The sequence below is a fragment of the Pseudoclavibacter sp. 8L genome (assembly GCF_902506465.1).
In the GTDB taxonomy this organism is placed as follows: domain Bacteria; phylum Actinomycetota; class Actinomycetes; order Actinomycetales; family Microbacteriaceae; genus Pseudoclavibacter.
Genome location: NZ_LR733196.1, coordinates 23,372 through 46,654 on the forward strand (window position 1 = coordinate 23,372; position 23,283 = coordinate 46,654).

A 23,283-nucleotide genomic window follows, 5' to 3' on the forward strand; every position below is an offset into this window, starting at 1 on the left:
GCCGCACGCGGAACTCGTCACTGCGGCCTGAGCGCAGGCAGTGACACCTCGAACCGGCTGCCCTCGCCGAGGGTGCTCCACGCCTGGATGGTGCCGCCGAGCGCTTCGGCGAGGCTGCGGGCGATCGAGAGGCCGAGGCCGGTGCTCTGCCCTGCGCGGGCCCGGGAGGGCTCCCCGCGCCAGAGGCGATCGAAGACGCGGGGAAGGTCGGCTGGGGCGATGCCCGTCCCGGTGTCGATCACGGCGATGCGCACCGTGCCGTCTGCTGTCGCCGCCTCGACGTCGACGCGTCCGCCGGACGGCGTGTGCCGGAGCGCGTTCGAGAGGAGGTTGTCGAGGATCTGCCGCAATCTGGCGGGATCGGTGGTGAGCGGCAGCTGCTCGGGGGTCGTGACGTTCAGCTCGACGCCTGCGGTGGCCGCGCGGGCTCGGTACGCCTCGGCGAGCTCCTGCACGACGGCGGCCGCATCGCACCGTGTGCGCTCCAGCGCGAGGTCACCGGACTCCGCGAGTGCGAGGAGCTGGAGGTCGCCGGTGATGCGTTCCATGCGACTGGCCTCGTCGAGCACGAGCCGGCGGAGCGCCGCATGATCGAGGCCGAGTCCATCGTCCGCAGCCTCGACCCATCCGCGGATGTTCGTGAGCGGGCTGCGCAGCTCGTGAGCGATATCGCCGAGCAGACGCCGGCGGGACGCTTCGTGCCCGGCGATCTCGCTGGACATGCGGTCGAATGCCGCACCGATCCCGGCGAGATCGTCGCGGGCATGCAGCCCCGTGCGAGCGTCGCGGTCACCGGCGCTGAAGCGATCGACGGCGGTCTCGAGTCGGCGCGCGCTCCGCAGGGTCGGCCCGATGATGAGCGCGGCAGCTGCCGACAGGAGCGCGAGCAGCACCACGATGAAGACTCCGAAGCGGGCGATCGATCCTGGGCTCGCGTCGAGCGGACCCCGCGGGCCGCCTCGCTCGTCGGTGAGGACCACGTGCACCGCGGGCGCGGTCGTCGCCTCGGACTGGTCGATGCGCGCCTGCAGGAGGCACTCGTCTGCGGTATCGCCGCTCGCCGGGACGGCGCGCAGCGCGAGACGCGCGGAGTCGTTCGACGGGGGCAGGGCGAGCTCGACGTCGGTGACGAGAGGGGCATCTGCCGCGAGCAGGCACGCGTTCGTGCGATCGCGGAGCTCGTCGAGGGCGGTCCGCTCGCTCGGCAGCGGCGTGTCCAGGGCCGCACGGCCGCAATCTGGGGCGTCTTTTCCGCCGACGACCACGGGGCGACCGCTCGCCCACACCGTCGTGTCGACGAGCGCGTCACCCAGGCACTCCACCACCGCGCTCGCCTGCCCTGTGAGCTGGTCGCGCTGCGTCTGATCGAGCAGGAAGGGCCCGGTGATTCCCTCGTGCAGCTGCGGCTCGAGCGTCACCGGGTCGGAGAGAGGCTCGAGCGGGTCGAGCAGCCGAGTGGAGCTCGCTGGGCGGGGCAGCTCGGGCGCCGTGTCGGCGATGACCGTCCCCGCAGCGTCGATGACGGCGATGCGGCGCCCCGTCTCGTTGCTGAGGAGCAGCAGCGTTGGCCCGACGGTGCTCCAGTCGGTGTGGCTCCCAGCCCAGTTCGTGAGCTCGTCGATCACCTGCTCGTCCCACATGAGCGCGGCGCCGGACGCCTGCTCGTCGTAGCGGTACTCGGAGGTCTCCGCGAGCCAGATCGTGCCGCCCGCCGACGCGATGACCAGCAGCACTCCAGCCGCGAGGTAGCGGGCGAGCAGTCGGGGCACACGTCGGGCGCCCGCGGCCCCGGTTCTTCGGCTTCTGCTCATGTCGTCCGCCATGCTCTCATCGCTGTTGCCCGGAATGGCATCCGCACGGTCGACGCCCTGCCTGCTCACGTCGCGGCAAGGGCCGCCGTCGGCGACTGTCGCGCGGCGCGGATCGAGGGGGCGAGTCCGGCGACAGCGCCTGTCGCAAGCGCCGCTGTCATACCTGCCACGATCGTCTCCACCGGAACGACCAGCGGCCACCCCTGCACGACGCTCCAGGCTGCGGTGCCGAGCAGCCCGAGCGGCACTCCGGATGCGCCGCCCAGCGCGCAGAGGAGGATCGCCTCCACGAGGAACTGGGCCCGGATCTGCCCCCGGTGTGCGCCGAGCGCGCGTCGCAGGCCGATCTCCCGGCGACGCTCGAGCACGGAGACGAACATCGTGTTCGCTATGCCGATGCCGCCGATCACGAGCGCGACCGCGGCGAGCGCGAGGAACAGCCCATCGAAGTTGGAACGGGCGGCGTCTTTCGCGGCGAGGACGGCTGAGGGCTGACTCACCTGCACGAGCCCGCTCGCCCCCGGGGAGAGGGTCGCGGCGACGACCGGACGCAGCGCCTCGATCGACGCCTCGTCACCGGTGACGTAGGCGACCGTCGGTGCGCCATCGAAGCCGAGCCAGCGCTGCGCCGCAGCATCGTCGACGAGGACAGCTGACTGCAGGTCGCCGGAGAGCGGCGTCGCTGAGAGCACTCCGATGACGGTGAACGCGACGCCGCCGACGTCGATCGTGACTGGACGGTCGGGGAGCTGGGACAGGCCGAGCCGCTCAGCGGCGTCGATGCCGAGCACCGCTGTGGGCAGGTCGCTCTCGGTCAGCCAGCGACCGGAGGCCACCTCCGCCCTGAGCACCGCGGGGAGGTCACCGCGAACGGCGAGCGTCGTCAACCCGGTCTCCGGGTACTCGCGGAGCTCGTTGCTGCGAATGGGGGCGTGGGCATTGCCGACCGTCGCGGCATCGGTCACGGCCCCGATGCGCTGCAGCATGCCGAGCGCCTCGGCCGGAAGCGGGACGGGGTCTCCGTCGGCACCTGCACGTGGGTCGGCGCGCAGCAGGTCCGCGCCGAGCGCGGTGAGCTGTTCGTCGAGCGCGGCCTGCGAGGACGCGGGCACCGCGGTGACGGTCACCAGCGTGGCGATGCCGATGGCGATGCCGATGGTGGACAGCACGGCGCGCAGCGGCCGAGTGCGAAGCCCGACCGTGCCCACCTCGAGCAGGTCTCGGAGGCCGAGACGTCTCCGGCGCTCACGCATGCTCTACCGCCTTGGCGCTGGCATCGGTGGTGGTGTCGGTGTTCGTGTCGGCGATGATGCGGCCGTCTCTCAGCTCGACGCGCCGCGGCAGTCGCGTGGCGAGCTCGACGTCGTGGGTGATGACGACGACGGTGGTGCCCTCGTCGTGCAGTCGCTCGAGCAGGCCGAGCACGCGTTCGCCGTTCGCGGTGTCGAGGGCGCCGGTCGGTTCGTCGGCGAGGACGACGAGCGGATCGGTCACGATCGCCCTGGCGATGGCGACTCGCTGCCGTTCGCCGCCGGAGAGCTCCTGCGCCGCGTGCCCCATGCGGTGCTCGAGCCCGACGCGCTCGAGCGCCGCGCGGGCGAGATCGCGGCGCGCTCGCCTCGGAACGCCGCTGTAGAGGAGCGCCATCATGACGTTCTGCTCGGCGGTCACTCCGTCGCTCAGGTGGAAGCCCTGGAAGACGAACCCGATCGTGCTGCCCCGCAGGGTGGAGAGCCCGCGATCCGTGAGATTTCGGGTGTCGGTCCCGCCGATGCGAACCGCACCGCTCGTGGGGCGGTCGAGCGTGCCGAGCACGTTGAGCAGCGTCGACTTGCCGGCGCCGGAGCGTCCGACGATCGCGGTGAGCTCACCGGGGTCGATCTGCAGCGAGACGTCGTCGAGGGCGACGACTCCGCCGGGGTGGATGCGGCTGACGCGCTCGAGCTCGAGTGCAGGCGTCGTCGTCATCGTGCCGACACCACCGTCATGCCGGCGTCGATTCCCTCGCCGCTGACCTCGACGCGGTCGTCCGCGATCAGACCGATCTCGACGCCGTGCAGTCCGCCCCGGTCGTCCTGCAACGCGTACCCGCCTTCGGCGAGGGCAACAAGCGAGGCCACGGGGACGATCAGCACGTCCTGCACAGATCTGGTGACGATGCGGACGGTCACGGCGGCAGCGTCGACGCCGTCGAGGGCGGCCTGATCGTCGATCGCGACGATCGCGTCGACCTTCGCCTCGGCCCCCTCACCGGTCGTGTCCACGCTGTCGATGGAACCGTCGACGACGCGTCCATCCGGCAGCTCGATCGTGGCTCGTGCACCGGCGCCGATGACCCCCGCGTCCTGCGCCGGGACGGACGCCTCGACGATGCGCGTCGTGAGCGTCACCGTGTAGGGCTGACCAGCCGCAGTGTCGCCGAGGCGGGCGCTCACGGCGGCGACGCGACTCGACGCGCTCAGGACGACCACGTCGGCGGGTCCGAGGATGCCGGTGCGCTCGACGCCGAGCGACTCCTGCCAGTCCCGCACAGCCTGCTTGAAGTGCTTCCCCGTCTCGAACGTGTCGATGTCGCTGGGATACAGATAGCCGAGGTCCATCAGGTTCGACGCGACCATGCTGACATCGGCCCCCTCCATCTTCGGCTTGTCGATCGCTCGGTAGAGCGGGACCTCGCCGATGAGCACGGGCACCGGGCGCTCGTTCGCGCGCAGGGCCACCGACCCCCGATCGAGGACTTCGCCGACCTCGGGCAGCCAGGTGATGATGCCGTCCGCCTTCGTCGTCACGGGGGCCGCGGCGCCGAAGCCGACGGAACCGTCGAGGCGAGCGGTCTGCACGAGCTCGCCACGCTCGACGACCGCGGTGGCCGGCGCGGCTGTCTCCTCCACGGGGCCTGCGTCATTCGCGGGCCGGAGCACCAGGGCGGCACCGCCGGCGCCCGCGGCGAGCGCGAAGCAGACCGCGAGCGTGACGATGAGCGCGGTGCGCCCGCGACCCCGGGTCACGCAGTGCTCCCACCCGATTCGGATGCCACGCAGGCCTCCACGTACTGCATGCCGAGCGAGATCGAGGTGGCATCGTTCGTCTCACCGCCGAAGGCGATATTGATCCGGCCGAACTGGTCCGCTTCCGCGATCTCGACCTCGCGGACACCGCGATCATGCAGGCAGTCCACCACGCCCTGCGCGAACCGCAGCGCATCCGGGTTCTGCACGTCGAGCTCCCACGGGGGCAGCGGCGCCACGCGCAGGCAGAGGGCCTCGGCCTCGGCGGCCTTCGCCGGATCCCCACCGTCGCTGGCGCTGACCGAGTCTCCGCCGCCGCCCACAGGGGCGTCCTTCGGTGCATCGGTGTGATCCTCGAGGCAGCGATCCCGCGCCTTCCAGGCGTCCGCCTCCTCTTCATCCGACATGTCGAGCCGCAGGCGCACCGGCTCGCCGTACTCCGCGATGAGCGCATCGGCGGCCTCGGTCGGGGCCGGAGCGGCCGTCTCCAACGTCGCGATGCCGGTGCCACCCTCAGGGCTCTGGTCGGCTGAGGGCGCGGAGCACGCGGCGAGCACTCCGACGAGCGCGATGGCGCCTGCTGCGGCGGTCAGGGATCGGTGGGTGATGCGGAGCATGAGTCCTCCTCGTGTCGTGAGCGGCCGTGACCCACGCTCGTCCTCGGATGTGAGGGACTTGTGAGCGTTCAGTGCAGAGCCAGACCGCATGACTGGCTCGTGCTTAGGGTTGGGTCGTGACCAGAGTCTTGATCGTCGAGGACGATGCGCTGCAGTCCGAGCTCGTCCGCCGCTACCTCGAACGCGAGGGGCACGACGTGACGGTGCTGGCCGACGGCGCCGAAGCGCTTGCCGAGGTGCGTCGCTCTGCGCCCGACCTGCTTGTCCTCGACGTGATGCTCCCCGGGGCCGATGGCCTCACCGTCTGCCGCACGCTGCGCGAGGAGCAGTTCGAGCTCCCGATACTCCTGCTCACCGCACGCTCCACCGAGAACGATCTGCTCATCGGGCTCGAGCTCGGCGCCGATGACTACCTTGCCAAGCCGTACAGCCCGCGCGAGCTCGTCGCCCGAGTCCGAGCGCTTCTGCGGCGAGTCCACCGCACGGCGCCGGCCACGAGGGTCGTCGCCGTCGGCGACCTCGAGATCGACCCGGAGCGGCGTCGAGCCACCCTTTCCGATCGGCTCCTCGACCTCACCCGCGCGGAGTTCGACCTGCTCGAGGAGTTCGCCCTGCACCCCGGTATCGTCCTCAGCCGCGCCCGCCTGCTCGACCGCCTGCACGGCACAGATCGCTGGATCGGAGGCCGCACGATCGACACCCACGTGAAGAACCTCCGGGCCAAGATCGAGGCCGATCCTCAGACGCCGTCGAGGCTCCTCACCGTCTACGGGGTCGGGTACACGCTCCACGAGGGCTGAGCCAGGCACGCATCACGACCACACCCAACCGCGCTTCAACCAAAGGAACACTGCATGCGACTTCTCGGAACGATTCTTCTTGCCATCGGATTCATCGCGCTCGCCTCGGCGGTCCTCATCACCGACCCGACCGCGCTCGACGCGAACATCGGTGCCGGGATCCTCCAGATGGCGGGATTCGTCGCCGGAGGCGCAGGTCTCGCCGTTCTCCTCATCACTCTGCTCGTTCCGAAGCGCACATCTCGCTGAGGACCTCGCGGACGGAGACCGCTATCGGTCTAGGTGAGCGAGCCGAAGGCCAGCTCTCCTTCGAACAGGACCGCCGACGGGCTCACCTGGCCGAGCTGGTCGAGCTCCACGTCGAAGAGGTCCCTGTCGAGGACAACGATGTTCGCGTCCTTCCCGACCTCGAGGGACCCGACTCTGTCATCGATCCGGAGCTGTCGAGCCGCCTCGATGGTGTGCCCGCGCAGCAGTGCGGTGACCTCGAAGCGGGATTCGCGGCTCGGCCGAACGCTCCCCGGGTAGCGGTCGGGATCGAGGGGCAGCTCCGGGTCGACCCGCGTCGCGGCCACCTGCATGCCGAAGAACGGGTTTCCCCGGTGGAGCTCGAAGTTCGTCACGACGTCGCTCGCGAAGGTCATCGAGGCGCCGGCCTGCAGGACGCCCCGGAAGTCGTACATCCGATCCCATCGCTCGTCCCCGAGGTAGCTCTTCGCTTCCTCACCGAAGTACCCCGCCGACCAGTGGTTGGTCCAGTTCACGATGATGCCGAGCTCGGCCGGCCGGTGCATGTCGGCCGGATCGATGAGCTCGCAGTGCGCGAACGTCACCTGCGTCCGCCAGGCACCGCCCGTCTCGGCGAGCGACTCCTTGGCGGCCGCGACGGCATCGCACCCAGCCCGGAAGGCGCGGTCGCCGACCATGTGGATGTGCACGTCGATCTCCGCCTCGTTCGCCAGCAGCAGGCAGCTGACGAGCTCGTCGGTCTCGATCTGCATCTCGCCGAGGCTACCGGAGTCGTCGTGGATCAGCGGAGCGAGGACCGCGCTGTTCCCGCTCTCGTTCGTGCCGTCGAGGAAGAGCTTGAGCGTTCGCACGCGGATGTGATCCGTGCCGTGCTCGCGGTCGAGGCGCTGAGCTCGCTCGATCGCGTCGGGGAGGTCGGCGAGGGTCCGGAACCGAACCGCGCCTTCGTACCTGGTGTGCAGCTCCCCGCGTCGGTGGAGCTCGCGGAGCGCGGGGAGCACGTCCTCGTCCTCGATGAGCGCCTCGAAGAGGGACGTGACGCCGTGCCGCGTCATGAACTCGAAGAACGGCTTCAGGCTCTCGGCGGTCAGCTCCTCTGGTGGGCGCCACCCGATGGAGTCGTACAGGCGGTCGATGAAGCGGAGGTGCGCGAACTCGAGGATGTGCCCCGTCGGCACGCCGTGTGCGTCACGGACGAACATCTCGAGGCCAGGCACGGGGTCTGGCGTGTGCTCGTCGACCTCGAGCAGCTCGAGCATCTTCGAGTTGACCCAGTGCGCGTGGTCGCTGAAGTCCTGGCAGAGCACGGGGCGGTCGCTGATCGCCGAGTCGAGGAGCTCCTTCGTCGGGGCGCCTCCCGCGAACAGCGTGCTCGGGTAGTACTCGAAGAAGAGGTAGGGCGCCTCCTCCTTGGGGTGCCGCTCGCCGTGTTCGCGGATGAAGGCGAGGATCGCGTCCACGTCGTCCGTCTGCGGAAGGGAGACGTGCCAGGCGCTCTTCGCGACGCCGCTGGGATGCGTGTGGGCGTCGATCAGACCGGGCAGCACGAGTCGTCCGCCCAGGTCGTAGACGGGGAGCCCCTCCTCTGGGAGGGCGCGGGGGGCCTCCTCCCTGAGCATCTGCGCGATCCGGCCGTCACGGATGACGGCTCCGCTCGCCCACGGAGCGGCCTCGTCGGCGGTGAAGAATCTGCCGTTCGTCAAGATCAGGTCCACGATGAGCGCTCCTTGCGGGTAGAGACGTAACAACTTGGAAATGCAGTCTGGCATAAATTAGCAATGTTGGTAATCTATTCGCCAGAGGCACGCTTCGTGCCCCACTCCACGCGACAGTGCAGTCGACGGAGACCCCCAGAGGAGCACCCGTGAGTCAAGCCACCCAGTTCGTTCGATCACTCAAGCTGCGTCACCTCCTGGCGTTCGGGCTTGCCTACCTCGCCCCGACGGCCATCTTCAACTTCTACGGCATCGCCACCGAGCTCAGCGGGGGCATGATGGCCCTCGCGTACCTCGTGACGCTGGTCGTCATGTTCTTCACCGCGTACTCGTACGCGCAGATGGTGAAGGCCTTCCCGGTCGCCGGATCCGCGTACACCTACGTGCAGAAGAGCGTGCATCCCTACCTCGGCTTCGCGACCGGCTGGGTGTTCCTGCTCGACTACATGCTGCTCCCGATGATCTGCTACCTGCTGTTCGGGATCTACATGGAGGAGTACGTTCCCGCTATCCCGACTGCCATCTGGGTGCTGCTCGCGGCCGGTTTCGGCGCGGTCATGAACATCCTCGGAGCACGAGTCTCCGGCCGTCTCAACATCGCCGTCGTCTCCGCGCAGATCATCTTCGCGGTTGTGCTCATCGGCCTCATCACGAGCTACGTCCTGCAGGGCGGTGGAGCTGGCGGCCTCTTCGTGCCGGAGGCGATCTACAACCCCGAGACGTTCAACTTCGGCAACGTGATGTGGGCGGCCTCGATCCTCGCCGTCTCCTTCCTCGGCTTCGACGCCGTCTCCACGCTCGCGGAGGAGACCCACCAGCCGACCGTCACGATCCCGCGAGCGATCCTGATCATGTGCATCGGCGCGGGCCTCGGCTTCGCGACGATCGCCTACTTCCTGCAGATCGCCTGGCCCACCGGGTACGCGGAGTTCGAGGATCCGGATACCGGCATCTTCGAGCTCCTGCCACGTATCGGGGGAGAAGCCCTGAACATCACGTTCTTCGTCGCCGATCAGGCCGCGAGCATCCTCTGCGCGATGGCCGCCGTCGCCGCTGTCTCCCGCGTGCTCTACGGCATGGGGCGCGACGGTCTGCTCCCGAAGCGGTTCTTCGGCAAGCTCTCGCCGCGGTTCGGAACCCCGGTCAACAACATCGTGCTCGTCTCCGTCGCGGCGCTCGGCGCCGTGTTCTTCACCGACAACCTCCTCGGGGCGACCTCGCTCACGAGCTTCGGCGCCATCACGGGGTTCATCATGGTCAACATCGCCGTGATCAACCACTACTTCGTTCGCCTGCGCCGGCGTTCAGGGATGGATGTGATCCGCTACCTCGTCCTCCCGCTGATCGGCGTCGCCACCAATGTCGCCCTCTGGGTGAGCATCGATTCCTCAGCGAAGATGCTCGGCATCACCTGGCTGATCATCGGCGTGATCTACCTCGGCTTCATGACGAAGGGCTTCCGCCGTCTGCCCGCGCAGATCCGATCGGAGGACGAGGTCGGCGACGACGAGAGCACCCGCAGTCTCGAGGTGCCGAGCGCCGATCGCAGCTGAGCCACGATCGAGCGGCGGCGCTCAGGCAGCCGCCGCCGCTTGGATCATCGACGCGGCCAGGTCGCGAAGCGGACTGGTCTGCGCGTCGGGGAACTGGAGCACGCTCATGCTCGAGGACCCGATGGTGAGGCACAGCATGGCGTAGCCGAGCGCCTCGCTCCGTGCGACGTCCATCTCCCGGTACGTCGCCCTGATCGCCGCGGCAACCTCGGTGACCACGGTCGCGTAGCTGTCGAGCAGGCGCCGCCTGACCTGCTCATCGTGCTGGGACCAGGCCAGGAACGCATCGAAGACGGCATCGTCTGGACTCGCCTCGACGCCGGTGCCGAAGAGGAAGTCGAGCACCCCCTCGAGCCCCTGGCCGGAGCGCGCGGCCTGCACCCGTTCGTGCATCTCCTGCGCGTACGGGTCCATCGTCGAGTTCCAGACGAGCTGGATGAGCTCGTCGCGGTTGCCGACGTAGTGACGGATGTGCGCCCGGCTCAGCTGCGCCTCGGAGGCGATGCGCTCCTGGGTCGCGCCCTCGACCCCGTACTTCCCGATGACTCGCTTCGCGGCCGCGACGATCTGCGGGCGCCGCTCGTGCACAAGACTCGGTCGACCCATGTGGTCCCTCCTTCAGCTTCCCACCTGGAGTGGGCGTCGCCCGGGCTCTCCGGTTCGAGCGACGGTCCCACCACAGTACGAGATCACCGCCCGGGAAGCCGGACCGCCATCACCAGGTCGGGGTCGCGGGGGTGCGACCGCCCCCGCGACCGCCATTCCAGGCGCTCAGGCGATGATGTCCATGGGCCGTTCGAGGAGCCCCGTCAGCGTGGCGAGGAACGCTGCGGCAAGGGCTCCGTCGATGATTCGGTGATCGGCGGAGAGGGTGTACCGCAGGCGGTGGCGAACCTCGACCGCCCCGTTGACCGCGACGGGTTCTGGCCTCGCTGCGCCGACCGCGAGGATCGCCCCCTCTGGCGGGTTGATGATGGCGGTGAACTGCTCGACGCCGTACATGCCGAGGTTGCTGATCGTGAACGTGCCGCCAGCCATCTCCGAGGGGCCGAGCTTGCGTTCCTTGGCGAGTCCGGCCAGTCGCCGAGACTCGCGCGCGATGTGCGACGCCGGGCTCAGGTCGGCGTCGCCGATCACCGGCACGACGAGGCCAGTCGGGGAGGCGACGGCGATGCCGATGTTGACGCGCCCGTGGAGCAGGGTCTCTCCGCGGCCCTCCGGGGAGTAGGAGGCGTTGACTCCCGGATGCTCGCGGAGCGCGATGGCGCATGCGCGCACGAGGAGATCGTTGACGCTGATCTTCGGGCGCCCCGTCGATTCGAGGCTGCCGTTCAGCTCGGCGCGGAGCGCCATGAGGGCCTCGACATCGGCCGCAGCCGTGACGAAGAAGTGTGGCACCGTGCTGCTGCTCTCGCTGAGGCGCCGAGCGATCACTTCGCGGGTCTTGTCGAACGGGACGGCAGTCGGCTGTCGCGCATCGGAAGCGCTGGTGCTGGTGCTGGTGGCGCCGCCGGTGCCCTGGCCCGCCGTCGGGCTCGACGCGCACCGAGCGGGCGACGCGATGGCCGTGTCCTCGGGGGAGGCCTGACGTGCGCGTGCATCCTCGATATCGGCGCGGACGATCCGGCCGCCGGGGCCGGATCCCAGCACAGCCGACAGGTCGATCTCGTGCTCGCGAGCGAGTCGGCGCGCGAGCGGCGTCGCGAACAGCCGCTGTCCTACTGCGCCCTGAGGTTCGACCTGGGAGGCGACCTCCGAAGCCTGAGCGTCCGCGCTCGCGGCCGCTGCGTCGGGTGCGCCCATCGCGCCAGCCGCATCTGCTTCCGCTGGCGCGGCAGCGTCGGATGCGCTCGCGGGCGCGTCGTCGTTGCCGTCATCGAGGCGCGCGATGACCGTGCCGATGGTTGCCACCTCGCCTTCGGCGACCAGGATGTCGCGCAGGACGCCGGCGTCGTAGGCCTCGTACTCCATGGTGGCCTTGTCGGTCTCGATCTCGACGAGCAGGTCGCCAACGGCGACGGCGTCGCCTGGCTGCTTGTGCCACGCGGCGATGGCGCCCTCCTGCATGGTGTCGGAGAGGCGGGGCATGAGGATATCGATCATGGGGTGTCCTTAGATGCGGCGGGAGACCGCGGCGAGGGTCTGCCGGATGGCGGTGGCGGCGTCGTCCGCGGAGGGGAGCGCGGCGGTCTCGAGCGGCTTGGAGTAGGGCATGGGCACCTCGGCCATCGCGACCCGGCGCACGGGTGCGTCCAGCCAGTCGAAGGCGCCGTCCGAGATGGTCGCGGCGATCTCGGCGCCGATGCCGTAGGTGAGCCAGTCGTCTTCCAGGACGACGGCGCAGTGGGTCTTCTTCACGGATGCGATGACGGTGTCGCGGTCGAGCGGGCGCAGGCTGCGGAGGTCGACCACTTCCACGTCGATGCCCTCGGTCTCGGCGAGCCGCTCGGCCACTTCGAGGGCGACGGCCGCCATGCGCGAGTAAGCGACCACCGTGATGTCGGCACCCTCGCGGGTCACGGCGGCCCGGCCGATCTCGGCGGGGGTGTCGTCGTCCGGCACCTCGCCCTTGGTGTTGTAGAGCGCGAGGTTCTCGAGGAACAGCACGGGGTCGTCGTCGCGGATCGCGGCCAGCAGCAGCGCTTTCGCGTCAGCGGGGCTGGACGGGGCGACGACCTTCATGCCTGGCACGAACGCGTAATACAGCTCGATGTTCTGCGAGTGCGTGGCGCCGAGCTGCTGCCCGCCTCCGCCCGGGGTGCGGATGACGAGGGGGACCCGGGCCTGACCGCCGAACATGCCGTAGATCTTCGCGGCGTGGTTGACGATCTGGTCCAGGGCCAGCAGCGAGAAGTTGATGGTCATGATCTCCACGACCGGGCGCAGCCCGAGCATCGCAGCGCCGATGGCGGCTCCCGTGAACCCCTCCTCGGCGATGGGGGTGTCTCGTACGCGCTTCTCGCCGAACTCCGCGAGCATGCCGGCGGTGATCTTGTACGAGCCCTCGAAGACGCCGATCTCCTCGCCGATGAGCAGCACGTTCTCGTCTCGCAGCATCTCGGCGCGGAGGGTGTCATGGAGCGCCTGACGGTAGGTCATCATGCTCATGCGGATGCTCCGATCGTGGGTGAGGGGGATGGTTCGAAGAGCGGTTGGCCGGGCAGCCTGCGGGAATCGTTGGGAACCGGCGTGGCGTAGGTGTAGTCGAAGAGCGTGTCGACCGACGGGTGCGGGCTCGCCTCGGCGAACGCGACGGCCTCGGCGACGGCGGCCATGGCGGCAGCGTCGATGTCGGCGATCGCGTCGTCCGTCAGGAGTCCCCGCTCGGCGAGGCGAACCGCGAACGCGGCGATGGGGTCACCGGCCTTGAGGGCCTCGGCCTCCTCGCGGGTGCGGTACTTCGCGGGGTCGACGACCGAGTGCCCCTTCAGGCGCTCGCTCACCGTCTCCAGCAGGAACGGCTTGCCGGCCCGGGCGCTCGCGAGCGCGCTGGCCGCGGCGTCCCGGACGGCGACGGGGTCGTTCCCGTCAACGCGGGCGGACGCCATCCGGTACGAGGATGCCCGCTTGTGCAGCTCGGGCTCGCCGGAGGCGCGCTCGACCGTGGTGCCCATCCCGAGGCCGTTGTTGACGACCACGTAGACGACCGGCAGGTCCCACAAGGCGGCGATGTTCAGCGACTCGTGAAACGCCCCGATGTTCGTGGTGCCGTCTCCCATGACGCAGACCACGGCCTCTTGTCCGCTGCGGTAGTCGATCGCGAGGGCCGCACCGGTGGCGAGCGGCACCTGCCCGCCGACGATGCCGTACCCGCCGAGCAGGCGCGACTCCAGGTCGAAGAGGTGCATCGACCCGCCCCACCCCTTCGATACGCCGCCGCTGCGCCCGTAGAGCTCTGCCATGATCCGTCCTGGCGCGATGCCTCGACCGAGCGCGTACCCGTGCTCCCGGTAGTTCGTGAAGAGGTAGTCGGTGGACTCCATCGCCGCCATCAGGCCAACCACCGTCGCCTCCTCGCCGAGGTTCAGGTGGCAGTAGCCACCGATCTCCGCCTGCGTGTACGAGCGGGCGGCGCGCTCCTCGAACCGCCGGATCAGCACCATCTGGCGGTAGAACTCGACGAGTCCCTCGCTGTCGAGGGCTGTCGTGTGCACTGGTGGTGGATTCGACGCTGTCTTCCGCGGGGTTGTGGATCTGCGTGCAGCCATTGGGAGCTCCTCTCGCCTGGCCCTTCTGGGGCTCGGCTCGATCGACCGCGAGGGATGACCACGCGTGTAATGAAACGAATACGTCTCATTATAGGATGGTTGTCGTCGAGCGTCGACATGCGAGGCACGAGGTGGGGAGCACTGGGGATGAGCGAGACCGTGTCGAGCACGAGCCGCAAGCGGGGCCGCCCGACCGCCCAGGAGCGGGAGGAGCGCCGAGACCAGATCCTGGACGCCGCCGTCGCGCTGTTCGTGTCGAATGGCTACGGCCAGGTCACCGTTGACGAGATCGCAGCAATGGCGCGGGTCACCAAGCGCACGATCTACACCTACTTCGGCGACAAGGCAGAGGTGTTCACTGCAGCGATCGAGCGGTTCCGCGCTCGCGACCTCGTGAACCACGGGGCGACCGCCGAGTCACTGCTCGAGACGGCAGCGCGGCTCGTCTTCGTCCTGCACTCGGACAGCGCCGTCGGCCTGCACCGGCTCATGGTCGGAGAAGCGGCGCAGTTCCCGGAGCTCGCGTCTGGCTTCTACTCCAGCGGGCCACGGGGGTACGTGGCTCTGCTTGCGCAGCACCTCTCTCCTGCGAGTGGTCTCGTGGAGGTGGAGGTGGAGGCGGAGGCGCTGTTCGGGCTGCTCCTCGGTGAGCCGCACCGCCGCCGCCTGCTCGGGCTGGCACCCGCACCGAGCGCGGCGGCTGCTCGCGCGCACGCCGAGCAGGTCATCGCCCTCCTCGGGCTGACGGAACGCTCGCGCGACGACGGCTGACGCGGCCCTTCTCGCGGATGCCTGCGGGAGTCGTCAGGCGGGACCCGTCACTCGGCGTCGTCGGCCCCGTCGGCGTCATCGTCGTCGAAGATGCTCTCGATCGGGCACTCGAAGACGCGCGCGAGGCGGAACGCGAGGGGCAGCGAGGGGTCGAAGCGGCCGCGCTCGATGGAGATGACCGTCTGGCGGGAGACGCCGAGCTCCTCCGCGAGGCGCTGCTGCGACCACCCGCGTTGTTTGCGAAGGTCGGGGAGCGCGTTCTTCACGAACTAGCCTCGCCTTCGCTCGAGGCCATACCGGATGCTCACCGATCCCATCGCGACGACGATCACGGCGACCAGGGCCAGGAGTGCTGGAATGTCGAGGTTCCCGACCGCGATGACCGCGGTGCCGAGTCCGGTCACGAGCAGGGTGTCGCCGAACGCTCCGCTCGTCGCGCGTTCGATCCATGCCGACTCCACCGACTGCTCGGGGCGCGGGGTGGCTCCTCGGAGGCTGTCTCGGTCGACGGACAGCGCCCACACGAGGCCAGCACAGGCCCAGAACGACACCAGTACCGTCGCAAACCACCCGACGAGTGGGTGCGGGCCGGCGGACCCGGTCAGCACCAGAATCGTTGCGATGACGCAGGCGAGGAGCAGGCCGGAGGGGATCGCCAGCCAGAGTGCAGACCAGTGACCACCGAACTTCACTCGGCCCCACCGGCTTCGAGTGTCCGCTGTGTACGAAGAACTCTCGGTGTCCATGTCTCACTCCCATGTGTAAAGCTAACTTGACTGTCGAGATAGTTATACACGTCAAGCACGCTTGACACAAGCGTGAGGCCAGCGCCCGTTCAGGCGGGCCCAAGGGGGTCGGCAGATGGCAGTACCGGCGGCCTCGGATGCCGACCGGCGAAGGTCAGAACGCGATCGGCCGCACGTAGTGCGTCCCCCGCTGCGACCTGCCGGATGCTGACACCGTGAAGCGCACGATGTCGCTCCGGTAGCGGTCGTCGGAGACCTCGAAGACGCGGCCGTCGTTGTCTCGCGTCACCCGGCGCAGGCGCAGGACGGGGGATCCTTCCTCGATCTCCAGCAGCCTGGCGTCCAGTGCATCGGCGGCCTTCGCGTCGATCTCGTGGTCGATGTCGTTGTAGCCGTAGCCGCGGCTGTCGAGGAACTCGGTGATGGACACGGTGTTCAGGTCGACCTCGAAGAGGTGGCGTCCGACTTCCTCCGTGAACGTGAGGCGCTCGAGCATCGTCGGCCGGCCGTCGAGGCTGCGGAGTCGAAGGACGTGCACAACAAGCTGGGACGGGTCGATCCCGAAGATCTCAGCCTGCGCTGGGTCTGGACGCCGCAGGCTCACCTCCTGCGTCTCGGCGCCAGGAACGGTGCCGATCTCCTTGGCCCACTTCGTGAACGGGATGGACACGTCGACGGCCTGGTGGGCTTTGCGCTCGACGACCCGGGCCGGTCGACCGCGGCCGGTCTCGATGAGGCCCTCGCTGCGCAGTGCCGCGAGCGCGTTGCGGACCGGGCCCCGGGAGGTGCTCCAGCGCTCGGCGAGCTCCCCTTCGGACGGGACGTCATCGCCGGGTGCGAGTTGACCGCTGGCGATGCGTCGTCGGAGGTCGTCAGCGATCTGCTTGTACATAACGTCGGTCACATAGGCATACTACTTGCTCATGCCCTCCAGCGTGCTGGTGGAGCATGAAACCGGGCTCTTAAAGGCCTTTTCTCGCGAAGCCTGGTTGCCGAAGTCTTCAACATAGGTGAACAACTCGTGAATTGTGCGAAGATAGGCATACAGGTTGGCGGTGTCTCTGGCAGTCTCTTCACGTCCCGCTCCGAGACCCCGCCCGAAAGGCACAGCACATGACCCGCGCTCTCAAGCCCGCGATCGCCCTCGCAGGCGCCGGCATCCTCGCACTCAGCCTCGCCGCCTGCTCCACGCCCGCAGCAGACGCCTCCGGATCCACCGACTCCTCCGGCTTCGCCGTCGACTCGAACACCCTCGTCTTCGGCGTCGTCCCCGACTCCGTCGACACCGAGACCAACTACCAGCCGCTCATGGACTACATCGCGCTCGAGACGGGCAAGACCGTCGAGTACCACGAGTCCACGGACTACGCGGCGCTCATCGAAGCCGCGATCGCCGGCAAGGTCGACGTGGCGTCCTTCTCCGGGTTCACCTACGTCACCGCCACGAACAACGGCGCCGAGCTCACCCCGATCTCCTCCATCGTGACGTCCGAGGGCCAGGAGCCCGGCTACTACTCGCAGGCCATCGTGCCCGTCGACAGCGACATCGCATCGATCGAAGACCTCGCGGGCAAGAAGGTCTGCTTCGTCGACCCCTCCTCCACCTCCGGCTACCTCTTCCCGAGCTACAACCTCCTCGAAGCAGGCATCGACCCCGAAGCGGACATCACTCCCGTCATGGCAGGCAAGCACGACGTGAGCGTGCAGAAGGTGGGCGAAGGCGTCGAGTGCGAGGCAGGCTTCGCCGAAGACAGCGAGGTCGAGAAATCCGACAAGGTGAAGGTCATCGCCGAGACCATGGTCCCCGGTGCCCCCATCGTCGAGTCCGACAAGCTGCCGGACGACCTGAAGCAGCAGCTCCGGGACATCCTCTCCGAGGTCACGATCGACGACATCATCGCCGCCGGCGTGGAGAGCGCAGACAGCGAGGGCTTCCGCAGCGTCTTCTTCGAGACCAAGCCGGTTGACGACCAGTACTACGACACGGTCCGCGACATCTGCGAGGCGACGAACGCCACGCAGTGCCAGAGCTGACCCACGCCTGACCCCGTCTGATCAGCCGAGACCCGAGATGAGCACCGACATGAGCACCACCGCTGACAACACGTCCCCAGTGATCTCGCTTGCCGACGTCACCAAGCGCTTCGGCGAGACCACCGCGCTCGATAGCGTGAGCCTGGAGGTCGCTCGCGGCGAGATGGTCGTGCTGCTCGGCCTCTCCGGGTCCGGCAAATCCACCCTGCTGCGCCACCTGAACGCGCTCGAGCAGCCCACGTCGGGAGACGTGACCGTCCTCGGCGATCAGGTGTCGCGACTGCGCGGCCGCCCACTCCGGCGGCTGCGCAGCAGGGTGGGGTTCATCTTCCAGCAGTTCGAGCTCGTGCCGTCGCTCACGGTGCTCGAGAACGTGCTGACCGGGGCGCTCGCCACCATCCGCGGCCCGCGCCTCGGACTGTTCGGCTACTCCAAGGCGAGGAAGCTGGAGGCGCTGGGCCACCTCGACCGGGTCGGCCTGCTCGACCGCGCCTACCAGCGCGCTGACACGCTCTCCGGCGGCCAGCAGCAGCGCGTCGCCATCGCGCGCGCCCTGATGCAGCGCCCGGACATCCTCCTCGCCGACGAGCCCGTCGCCTCTCTCGACCCCGAGTCGAGCGAGCAGGTCATGCGCCTCATCCGCGAGATCGCCGCCGCGGATGGCCTGACCGTGGTCTGCAGCCTCCACCAGGTCGACCTCGCCATCTCCTGGGCGGACCGCATCGTCGGGCTCCGCCACGGGGCAGTCGTGCTGGACACCCCCGTCGAAGGCCTCACCAAGGCCGAGGTCATGGAGATCTACGGCCGGGTCGCCACCAGCACCGCCGAGCTCGAGGCCGTGCAGAACGAACTCCTCGCGGCGGAGGCGGCACGATGACCGCGACCGTTGCGCCCCCGTCCCCGCGCACATCCGCCCCTCACCAGACGGCAGTCGAGGCTCGCGCTCCTCGCCAGCGCCGAACCCCAGAGCGCATCGCCGCCGTCCTCACCCTCCTCGCGCTCGCGGGCATCGCGGTCGCCGCGCTCATCGAGATCGACATCTCCGTGCCGGCGATGCTCGAGAGCTGGTCCAACACCGAGCGCTTCTTCACCCGCGTCGGCGGACTCGCCTTCCCGGAATGGCCCGAGCTGCTCGAGCTCACGGGCCTCACCCTGGGGCTGGTGCTGTGCGGCACGCTCTTCGCCGCCGTCGTCTCGATTCCAGTCGCGTACCTGGCGGCCGCGAACACGACCCCAGGCCAGTCCTGGCGCGCCGCCGCCCGCTTCCTCGGCGTCTTCACCCGCGCGCTTCCCGACGTGGTCCTCGCCATGGTCTTCGTGCTCATGTTCTCCCTCGGGTCGCTTCCTGGAATTCTGGCGATCGGCATCCATTCGATCGGCATGATCTCGAAGATGTTCGCCGACGCGATCGAGCAGATCGACGAGGGGCCGCGCCTCGCGATCCGCGCAGCCGGTGGCTCCAAGCTGCAGGAGTTCACGTCGGGAGTGCTGCCCCAGGTACTGCCGTCGTGGGTCGCGACGGTGCTCCACCGCAACGACATCAACCTTCGCGGCTCCGTGATCCTCGGCTACGTCGGCGTCGCGGGGCTCGGCCTCGAGATGTCGACCGCCTTCAAGTCGCTCGACTACTCGCTGGGCCTCGGCATCGCGCTTGTCATCTTCGTCCTCTGCGTCGCGATGGAGGTGGTCTCGAGCCTGGTGCGCGCCGCGATGCTCGGCGGTCACGAAGGCAGCCGCAACCCCATCGACCGGCTCGTCGACCGGATGCGCGGCTCGCGAGGCACCTCGCGGAGCGGCCAGCTCGGCGGCGCACGGCGCTTCCGGTCGCCGGCGGAAGCGATCCGCCGCCCCTGGAACGCGACCCGCGTGAGCCACGTCGTCTGGGGGTGGGTGGCAGCGCTCGTCGTGGTGGCCGCCGTCACGTTCGCCGACATCAACTGGCTCGACTTCCTCACATTCTGGGCCCGCATCCCCGAGATCGCCGTGCAGTTCTGGCCGCCGTCGTTCGGCGTCTACGAGCTCGCGACCATGCTCGAGGCGATGCGCGACACGATCGCCATCGCGTTCGCGGCAACGCTCCTCACCTTCCTGGTCTCCCTCGTCATCGGCTCCCTCGCGGCCCGGAACGTCGCGCCGAACCGCACCGTGCAGGGAGGGATGCGCCTGCTGCTCGTCGGCATCCGCGGCATCCCCGAGGTGATCCTCGCGATCGTGCTCATCATCATCACGGGGCTCGGCACGCAGGCGGGCACGATCGCACTGGCGATCGGCGGCATCGGCCTGCTTGGCAAGCTCATCGCCGACTCCTTCGAGGAGGTGCGCCGCGGCCCCGAGACGGCACTCCGAGCGACCGGAGCGACCCGCCTGCAGACCTATGCCAGCGCGACACTGCCGCAGGGCATGCCCGCCCTCATCGGCCACACCTTCTACCTGCTCGACACGAACATCCGCGCGGCGACGCTGCTCGGCATCGTCGGAGGCGGTGGCGTCGGCTACTACCTCCTCAACGCCGGACAGGGCTCGAACTACCCGCTCGTGACGGCCATCGTGCTCATGATCCTGGTCACCGTGCTCCTGGTCGAGGGCCTCGCGATGTGGATGAGGCGGGTGTTCCGATGAGCCGCGGCTTCGACGTCACCGTCGTCGGCTCCGGCATCGTCGGTCTCGGTGCCGCCTACGCTGCAGCCAAGCGAGGCCTGTCGGTTGTCGTCGTCGACCGCACGAGCGAGCCGATCGGTGCGAGCATCCGCAACTTCGGGCACCTGTGCTTCACGCCGCAGACGGGCGACGCCCGACGGTACGGAGTGCTGGCCCGGGAACTCTGGCTGCAGCTCGCGACCGATGCCGGGTTCTGGCTTCGGGAGACGGGCACCGTCGTCGTCGCTCGGCACGACGATGAACTGGCGCTGCTCGACGCTGCCAGGCGCTCTCCGCTCGGTGAAGCCGACCGACTCCCCGTCGGGGAGGAGATCCGGATGCTCGATGCGGCCGAGGTCGCCGATCGCACCCCGGTGAGACACGGCGTCGCGGCCGGTGGCGCATTCCTGGCGGCAGACCTGCAGACCGATCCGCGTTCCGCGGTCGCCGCGATCATCCGGCGCCTGCAGAGCATGGGCGTCGAGTTCCGGATGCGCACGGCCGTCGGCCGCGTCCGCAGCGGCGTCGTCGAGACGAGCCGGGGTGATATCGCCACGGGGCTCGTGGTCGTCGCCGTCAACCACGACATCGATCAGCTCCTCCCGGATGCCGCCGAGGAGAACGCCGTCGAACGGTGCGCGCTCGACATGCTGCGAGTGGATGCGCCGCTCGCGAGGCCGCTCGGTGCCCCGCTCCTCACCGGCTGGTCGCTCATCCGCTACCGCGGGTTCGCCGGGCTCCCAGAGGCTTCGGCGGTCCGCCAACGCCTCCACGGCGAACGCCCGGACCTCGCGGCGATCGACCTCAACCAGATGTTCACGCAGCTCCCAGACGGCTCGCTGCTGGTCGGCGACACGCACTGGCGTGGCGTGACGGTGTCGCCCTTCCAATCCGAGGCAGCCGTGAACCTCATGCTCGCCGAAGCCGAACGGCTCCTCGACATCGGGCCGCTGCGCGTGCGGGAGCGCTGGCAGGGCGTGTACGCGGCCGCACCAGACGAGTTCCTCGTCGAACGTCCGCAGCCGGGCGTGCTCGCCATTGCGGCGACCACGGGCATCGGCATGACCACCGGGCTCGGCCTCGCCGAGCACCACCTTGCTCTCGAGCTGGACGCCGTGTCCGCTCGAACACCTTCGAAAGGCCTGAGATGACGACCCTCACCACTTCCGCGCAGGCGCAGACTGCCGCGTCCGTTCGCGTGCCCCTCGAGCTCGTGGTGCTCGACATGGCAGGAACGACCGTGCTCGACGACGGCGTCGTGGAGCGCGCGTTCGAGCGCGCCGCGAACCGCACGGGGGTCGCCGCGCATCTCCCATGGCCCGAGGCGCTCGCCTACGTCCGCGAGACGATGGGCCAATCGAAGCTCGACGTCTTCACGCACCTCGCGAACGGAGACACCGCAGCCGCAGCGGAGGCGACCGCCGCATTCGAGGTCGCCTACGCCGAGCTCGTCGAGGAAGAAGGCGTCGAGGAGATCCCGGGCGCGCGGGAGACGATCGAGTCCCTGCGAGGCTCCGGTCTCTCGGTCGTGTTGACGACAGGCTTCGCGCCGGTCACGCGCGACGCGATCCTCCGAGCCCTCGGCTGGGAGCAGCTCGTCGATCTCGCGCTGTCGCCCGCAGACGTCGGCCGTGGCCGTCCCGCCCCCGACCTCGTGCTGAGCGCCGTGCTGCGCACCGGAACCTCGAGCGTCGCGGCCGTCGCCGTGGTGGGAGACACCGCGAGCGACGTGCAATCGGGACTTCACGCGGGGGCCGGCCTCGCAGTCGGCGTGCTCAGCGGCGCCCACGACCAGGAGACGCTCGAAGCGAGTGGCGCCCACGCCGTCATCGAGAGCGTCGCCGCGCTCCGCGAGCTGCCCGCGTTCCAGCGGCCCGCATCGTGAGGTCGGCCTTGGCGCCGAGAGTCGAAGAGCCGTCTGCGCTTCGGATCCACCTGCAGCCCGCCGCGACGGCCATGGTGTGGCTCGGCGTCGAGAGGCCGCTGGAGGCTGTCGCCGTGCCCGACGTCGTGCTCGGGCCGGGCGAGGTGCTCGTGGCCCTCGAATTCGCGACGATCTGCGGCTCCGACGTGCACACCATGCTCGGCCACCGGCAGTCCCCGGCGCCCGGAGTGCTCGGCCACGAGTACGTGGGCAGGGTCGTCGCGACCGGTGACGGCGGCGCCCGCACCATCGACGGGGAGGCCCTCGAGCCCGGTGCTCGGATCGTCTGGTCGGTGATGGCCAGCTGCGGCGAATGCGACCGCTGCACGCGAGGGCTGACACAGAAGTGCCGGAGCCTGCTCAAGTACGGGCACGAGCGCCTCACCACCAGGTGGGAGCTGAGCGGCGGGTTCGCGACGCACATGCATCTGCGGTCGGGAACGGGCATCGTCGCCGTCGACGAGACGACGCCGGCTGCTGCCCTCGCCCCCGTCAGCTGCGGCACGGCGACCGCGGTCGCCGCGATGCGCGCCGCGCTCCGCGTCGTCGAGGTCGACTCGCCCGCGGTGCTGGTCTCCGGGGCCGGGCTCATCGGCCTCACCGTCGCGGCGCTCGCGCGCGACCGAGGCTGTACGGTCGTCGTCGCTGACCCGGACGACAAACGGCGGGACCTCGTCGCGCGCTTCGGCGCGCACGCGGCCATCGATCCCGGTGTTCCCGGCGCCGCGGCCGAGACCTGGGCGGGGCTCGGCCTGCCTGGTCCGGACATCGTCATCGAGGCCTCCGGGTCGCGAGCCGCCGTATCCGCCGCGCTCGACGCCGTCGAGATCGGCGGTGCCGTCGTCCTCGTCGGCAGCGTCTTCCCCACCGAGCCCGTCGCCCTCGACCCCGAATCCCTCGTCCGGGGTCTCGTGACCGTCCGCGGCGTCCACAACTACACGTCGGCTGACCTGGCGGCGGCTCTCGAGTTCGTCGAAGGCAGCGCCGACCGGTGGCCGTTCGCGGAACTCGTCGAGGCCACCTTCCCCCTCGAGCGTCTCGGAGACGGCGTCGCGCTGGCTGCCACCGGGGGCCCCATACGTGTCGGCATAGATCTGTCGACATCGTGCGGCGCGGGGACTGCCCCGCGTGGCGAGCGGCGTACCCGTGAGGTCAAGGCGGCGGTCACCCCCAGATGAGCGCCTCGGCTGCCCCGTCTCCTCAGCGCTCG

The 23,283-nt window shown here is 69.5% G+C and carries 23 protein-coding genes; 10 read left to right on the forward strand and 13 right to left on the reverse strand.

Annotation, left to right across the window (positions count from 1 at the left end; translation table 11 throughout):
- Window positions 1-17: 17 nt before the first annotated feature.
- The 5 genes from GV007_RS16875 to GV007_RS16895 all read right to left on the reverse strand — a co-directional run bounded on the left by GV007_RS16875 (window position 18) and on the right by GV007_RS16895 (window position 5,436).
- Window positions 18-1,811 carry a sensor histidine kinase gene (locus tag GV007_RS16875; protein WP_160074672.1) on the reverse strand — a complete coding sequence of 598 codons (1,794 nt, stop codon included), beginning with the start codon at window positions 1,809-1,811 and terminating at the stop codon, window positions 18-20.
- Window positions 1,812-1,876: 65 nt separating this feature from the next.
- A complete protein-coding gene (locus GV007_RS16880) occupies window positions 1,877-3,064 on the reverse strand; it encodes an ABC transporter permease (RefSeq protein WP_160074674.1) in 1,188 nt (395 codons plus the stop codon).
- Window positions 3,057-3,779, reverse strand: coding sequence for an ABC transporter ATP-binding protein (locus tag GV007_RS16885; RefSeq protein ID WP_160074676.1), 723 nt, complete (start codon window positions 3,777-3,779; stop codon window positions 3,057-3,059). Before GV007_RS16885 ends, GV007_RS16880 begins: the two co-directional genes overlap by 8 nt.
- Window positions 3,776-4,819, reverse strand: coding sequence for a peptidoglycan-binding protein (locus GV007_RS16890; protein ID WP_160074678.1), 1,044 nt, complete (start codon window positions 4,817-4,819; stop codon window positions 3,776-3,778). The genes GV007_RS16885 and GV007_RS16890 overlap by 4 nt, the downstream gene beginning before the upstream one ends.
- A complete protein-coding gene (locus GV007_RS16895; RefSeq protein ID WP_160074680.1) occupies window positions 4,816-5,436 on the reverse strand; it encodes a hypothetical protein in 621 nt (206 codons plus the stop codon). Before GV007_RS16895 ends, GV007_RS16890 begins: the two co-directional genes overlap by 4 nt.
- Before the next feature lie 116 nt (window positions 5,437-5,552).
- Between GV007_RS16895 and GV007_RS16900 the strand changes: the two genes are divergently transcribed.
- Both GV007_RS16900 and GV007_RS16905 read left to right on the forward strand, forming a co-directional pair.
- Complete coding sequence (locus tag GV007_RS16900) at window positions 5,553-6,236, forward strand: response regulator transcription factor (protein WP_160074682.1); 684 nt, start codon at window positions 5,553-5,555, stop codon at window positions 6,234-6,236.
- Between the two features lie 54 nt (window positions 6,237-6,290).
- On the forward strand, window positions 6,291-6,485 hold the full coding sequence (locus GV007_RS16905) for a hypothetical protein (RefSeq protein ID WP_104301194.1): 195 nt from the start codon (window positions 6,291-6,293) through the stop codon (window positions 6,483-6,485).
- A gap of 29 nt (window positions 6,486-6,514) precedes the next feature.
- On the opposite strand, the gene GV007_RS16910 is transcribed toward GV007_RS16905, so the two are convergent.
- The gene (locus GV007_RS16910) at window positions 6,515-8,200 is read right to left on the reverse strand and encodes an amidohydrolase (protein WP_160074684.1); all 1,686 of its coding nucleotides are present in this window, start codon (window positions 8,198-8,200) and stop codon (window positions 6,515-6,517) included.
- 149 nt (window positions 8,201-8,349) lie between these two features.
- On the opposite strand from GV007_RS16910, the gene GV007_RS16915 reads away from it, so the two are divergent.
- Window positions 8,350-9,753 carry an APC family permease gene (locus tag GV007_RS16915; RefSeq protein WP_160074686.1) on the forward strand — a complete coding sequence of 468 codons (1,404 nt, stop codon included), beginning with the start codon at window positions 8,350-8,352 and terminating at the stop codon, window positions 9,751-9,753.
- Window positions 9,754-9,774: 21 nt separating this feature from the next.
- Here GV007_RS16915 and GV007_RS16920 read toward each other — a convergent pair whose 3' ends face one another.
- The 4 genes from GV007_RS16920 to pdhA all read right to left on the reverse strand — a co-directional run bounded on the left by GV007_RS16920 (window position 9,775) and on the right by pdhA (window position 13,907).
- On the reverse strand, window positions 9,775-10,359 hold the full coding sequence (locus GV007_RS16920) for a TetR/AcrR family transcriptional regulator (RefSeq protein WP_160074688.1): 585 nt from the start codon (window positions 10,357-10,359) through the stop codon (window positions 9,775-9,777).
- 165 nt (window positions 10,360-10,524) lie between these two features.
- Complete coding sequence (locus GV007_RS16925; protein WP_160074690.1) at window positions 10,525-11,856, reverse strand: dihydrolipoamide acetyltransferase family protein; 1,332 nt, start codon at window positions 11,854-11,856, stop codon at window positions 10,525-10,527.
- Window positions 11,857-11,865: 9 nt separating this feature from the next.
- The gene (locus GV007_RS16930) at window positions 11,866-12,861 is read right to left on the reverse strand and encodes an alpha-ketoacid dehydrogenase subunit beta (RefSeq protein ID WP_104301204.1); all 996 of its coding nucleotides are present in this window, start codon (window positions 12,859-12,861) and stop codon (window positions 11,866-11,868) included.
- Window positions 12,858-13,907: a pyruvate dehydrogenase (acetyl-transferring) E1 component subunit alpha gene (pdhA, locus tag GV007_RS16935; RefSeq protein WP_236558603.1), complete on the reverse strand. Its 1,050-nt coding sequence runs from the start codon at window positions 13,905-13,907 to the stop codon at window positions 12,858-12,860. The genes GV007_RS16930 and pdhA overlap by 4 nt, the downstream gene beginning before the upstream one ends.
- Before the next feature lie 201 nt (window positions 13,908-14,108).
- Here pdhA and GV007_RS16940 point away from each other — a divergent pair, with 201 nt between their 5' ends.
- Complete coding sequence (locus tag GV007_RS16940) at window positions 14,109-14,732, forward strand: TetR/AcrR family transcriptional regulator (RefSeq protein ID WP_160074694.1); 624 nt, start codon at window positions 14,109-14,111, stop codon at window positions 14,730-14,732.
- 47 nt (window positions 14,733-14,779) lie between these two features.
- Here the strand turns inward: GV007_RS16940 and GV007_RS16945 are convergent, their stop codons facing one another.
- The 3 genes from GV007_RS16945 to GV007_RS16955 all read right to left on the reverse strand — a co-directional run bounded on the left by GV007_RS16945 (window position 14,780) and on the right by GV007_RS16955 (window position 16,382).
- Window positions 14,780-14,998 (reverse strand): helix-turn-helix transcriptional regulator, encoded by a 219-nt coding sequence (locus GV007_RS16945; protein WP_160074696.1) that lies wholly within the window; start codon window positions 14,996-14,998, stop codon window positions 14,780-14,782.
- Between the two features lie 3 nt (window positions 14,999-15,001).
- A complete protein-coding gene (locus GV007_RS16950) occupies window positions 15,002-15,478 on the reverse strand; it encodes a hypothetical protein (protein ID WP_160074698.1) in 477 nt (158 codons plus the stop codon).
- A 154-nt stretch (window positions 15,479-15,632) separates the two neighbouring features.
- A complete protein-coding gene (locus GV007_RS16955) occupies window positions 15,633-16,382 on the reverse strand; it encodes a GntR family transcriptional regulator (RefSeq protein ID WP_236558605.1) in 750 nt (249 codons plus the stop codon).
- Window positions 16,383-16,591: 209 nt separating this feature from the next.
- Between GV007_RS16955 and GV007_RS16960 the strand changes: the two genes are divergently transcribed.
- The 6 genes from GV007_RS16960 to GV007_RS16985 are packed head-to-tail and all read left to right on the forward strand — an operon-like array spanning window position 16,592 to window position 23,251.
- Complete coding sequence (locus GV007_RS16960; RefSeq protein ID WP_160074700.1) at window positions 16,592-17,512, forward strand: phosphate/phosphite/phosphonate ABC transporter substrate-binding protein; 921 nt, start codon at window positions 16,592-16,594, stop codon at window positions 17,510-17,512.
- Between the two features lie 49 nt (window positions 17,513-17,561).
- Entirely contained in the window at window positions 17,562-18,389 is an 828-nt protein-coding gene (phnC, locus tag GV007_RS16965; protein ID WP_160074702.1) for a phosphonate ABC transporter ATP-binding protein, read from the forward strand.
- On the forward strand, window positions 18,386-20,131 hold the full coding sequence (gene phnE / locus GV007_RS16970) for a phosphonate ABC transporter, permease protein PhnE (RefSeq protein ID WP_160074704.1): 1,746 nt from the start codon (window positions 18,386-18,388) through the stop codon (window positions 20,129-20,131). Before phnC ends, phnE begins: the two co-directional genes overlap by 4 nt.
- The gene (locus tag GV007_RS16975; protein WP_160074706.1) at window positions 20,128-21,300 is read left to right on the forward strand and encodes a TIGR03364 family FAD-dependent oxidoreductase; all 1,173 of its coding nucleotides are present in this window, start codon (window positions 20,128-20,130) and stop codon (window positions 21,298-21,300) included. The genes phnE and GV007_RS16975 overlap by 4 nt, the downstream gene beginning before the upstream one ends.
- Complete coding sequence (locus GV007_RS16980; RefSeq protein ID WP_160074708.1) at window positions 21,297-22,034, forward strand: phosphonatase-like hydrolase; 738 nt, start codon at window positions 21,297-21,299, stop codon at window positions 22,032-22,034. Before GV007_RS16975 ends, GV007_RS16980 begins: the two co-directional genes overlap by 4 nt.
- A gap of 8 nt (window positions 22,035-22,042) precedes the next feature.
- Window positions 22,043-23,251: a zinc-binding dehydrogenase gene (locus GV007_RS16985; protein ID WP_236558606.1), complete on the forward strand. Its 1,209-nt coding sequence runs from the start codon at window positions 22,043-22,045 to the stop codon at window positions 23,249-23,251.
- The last annotated feature ends 32 nt before the right edge of the window (window positions 23,252-23,283 follow it).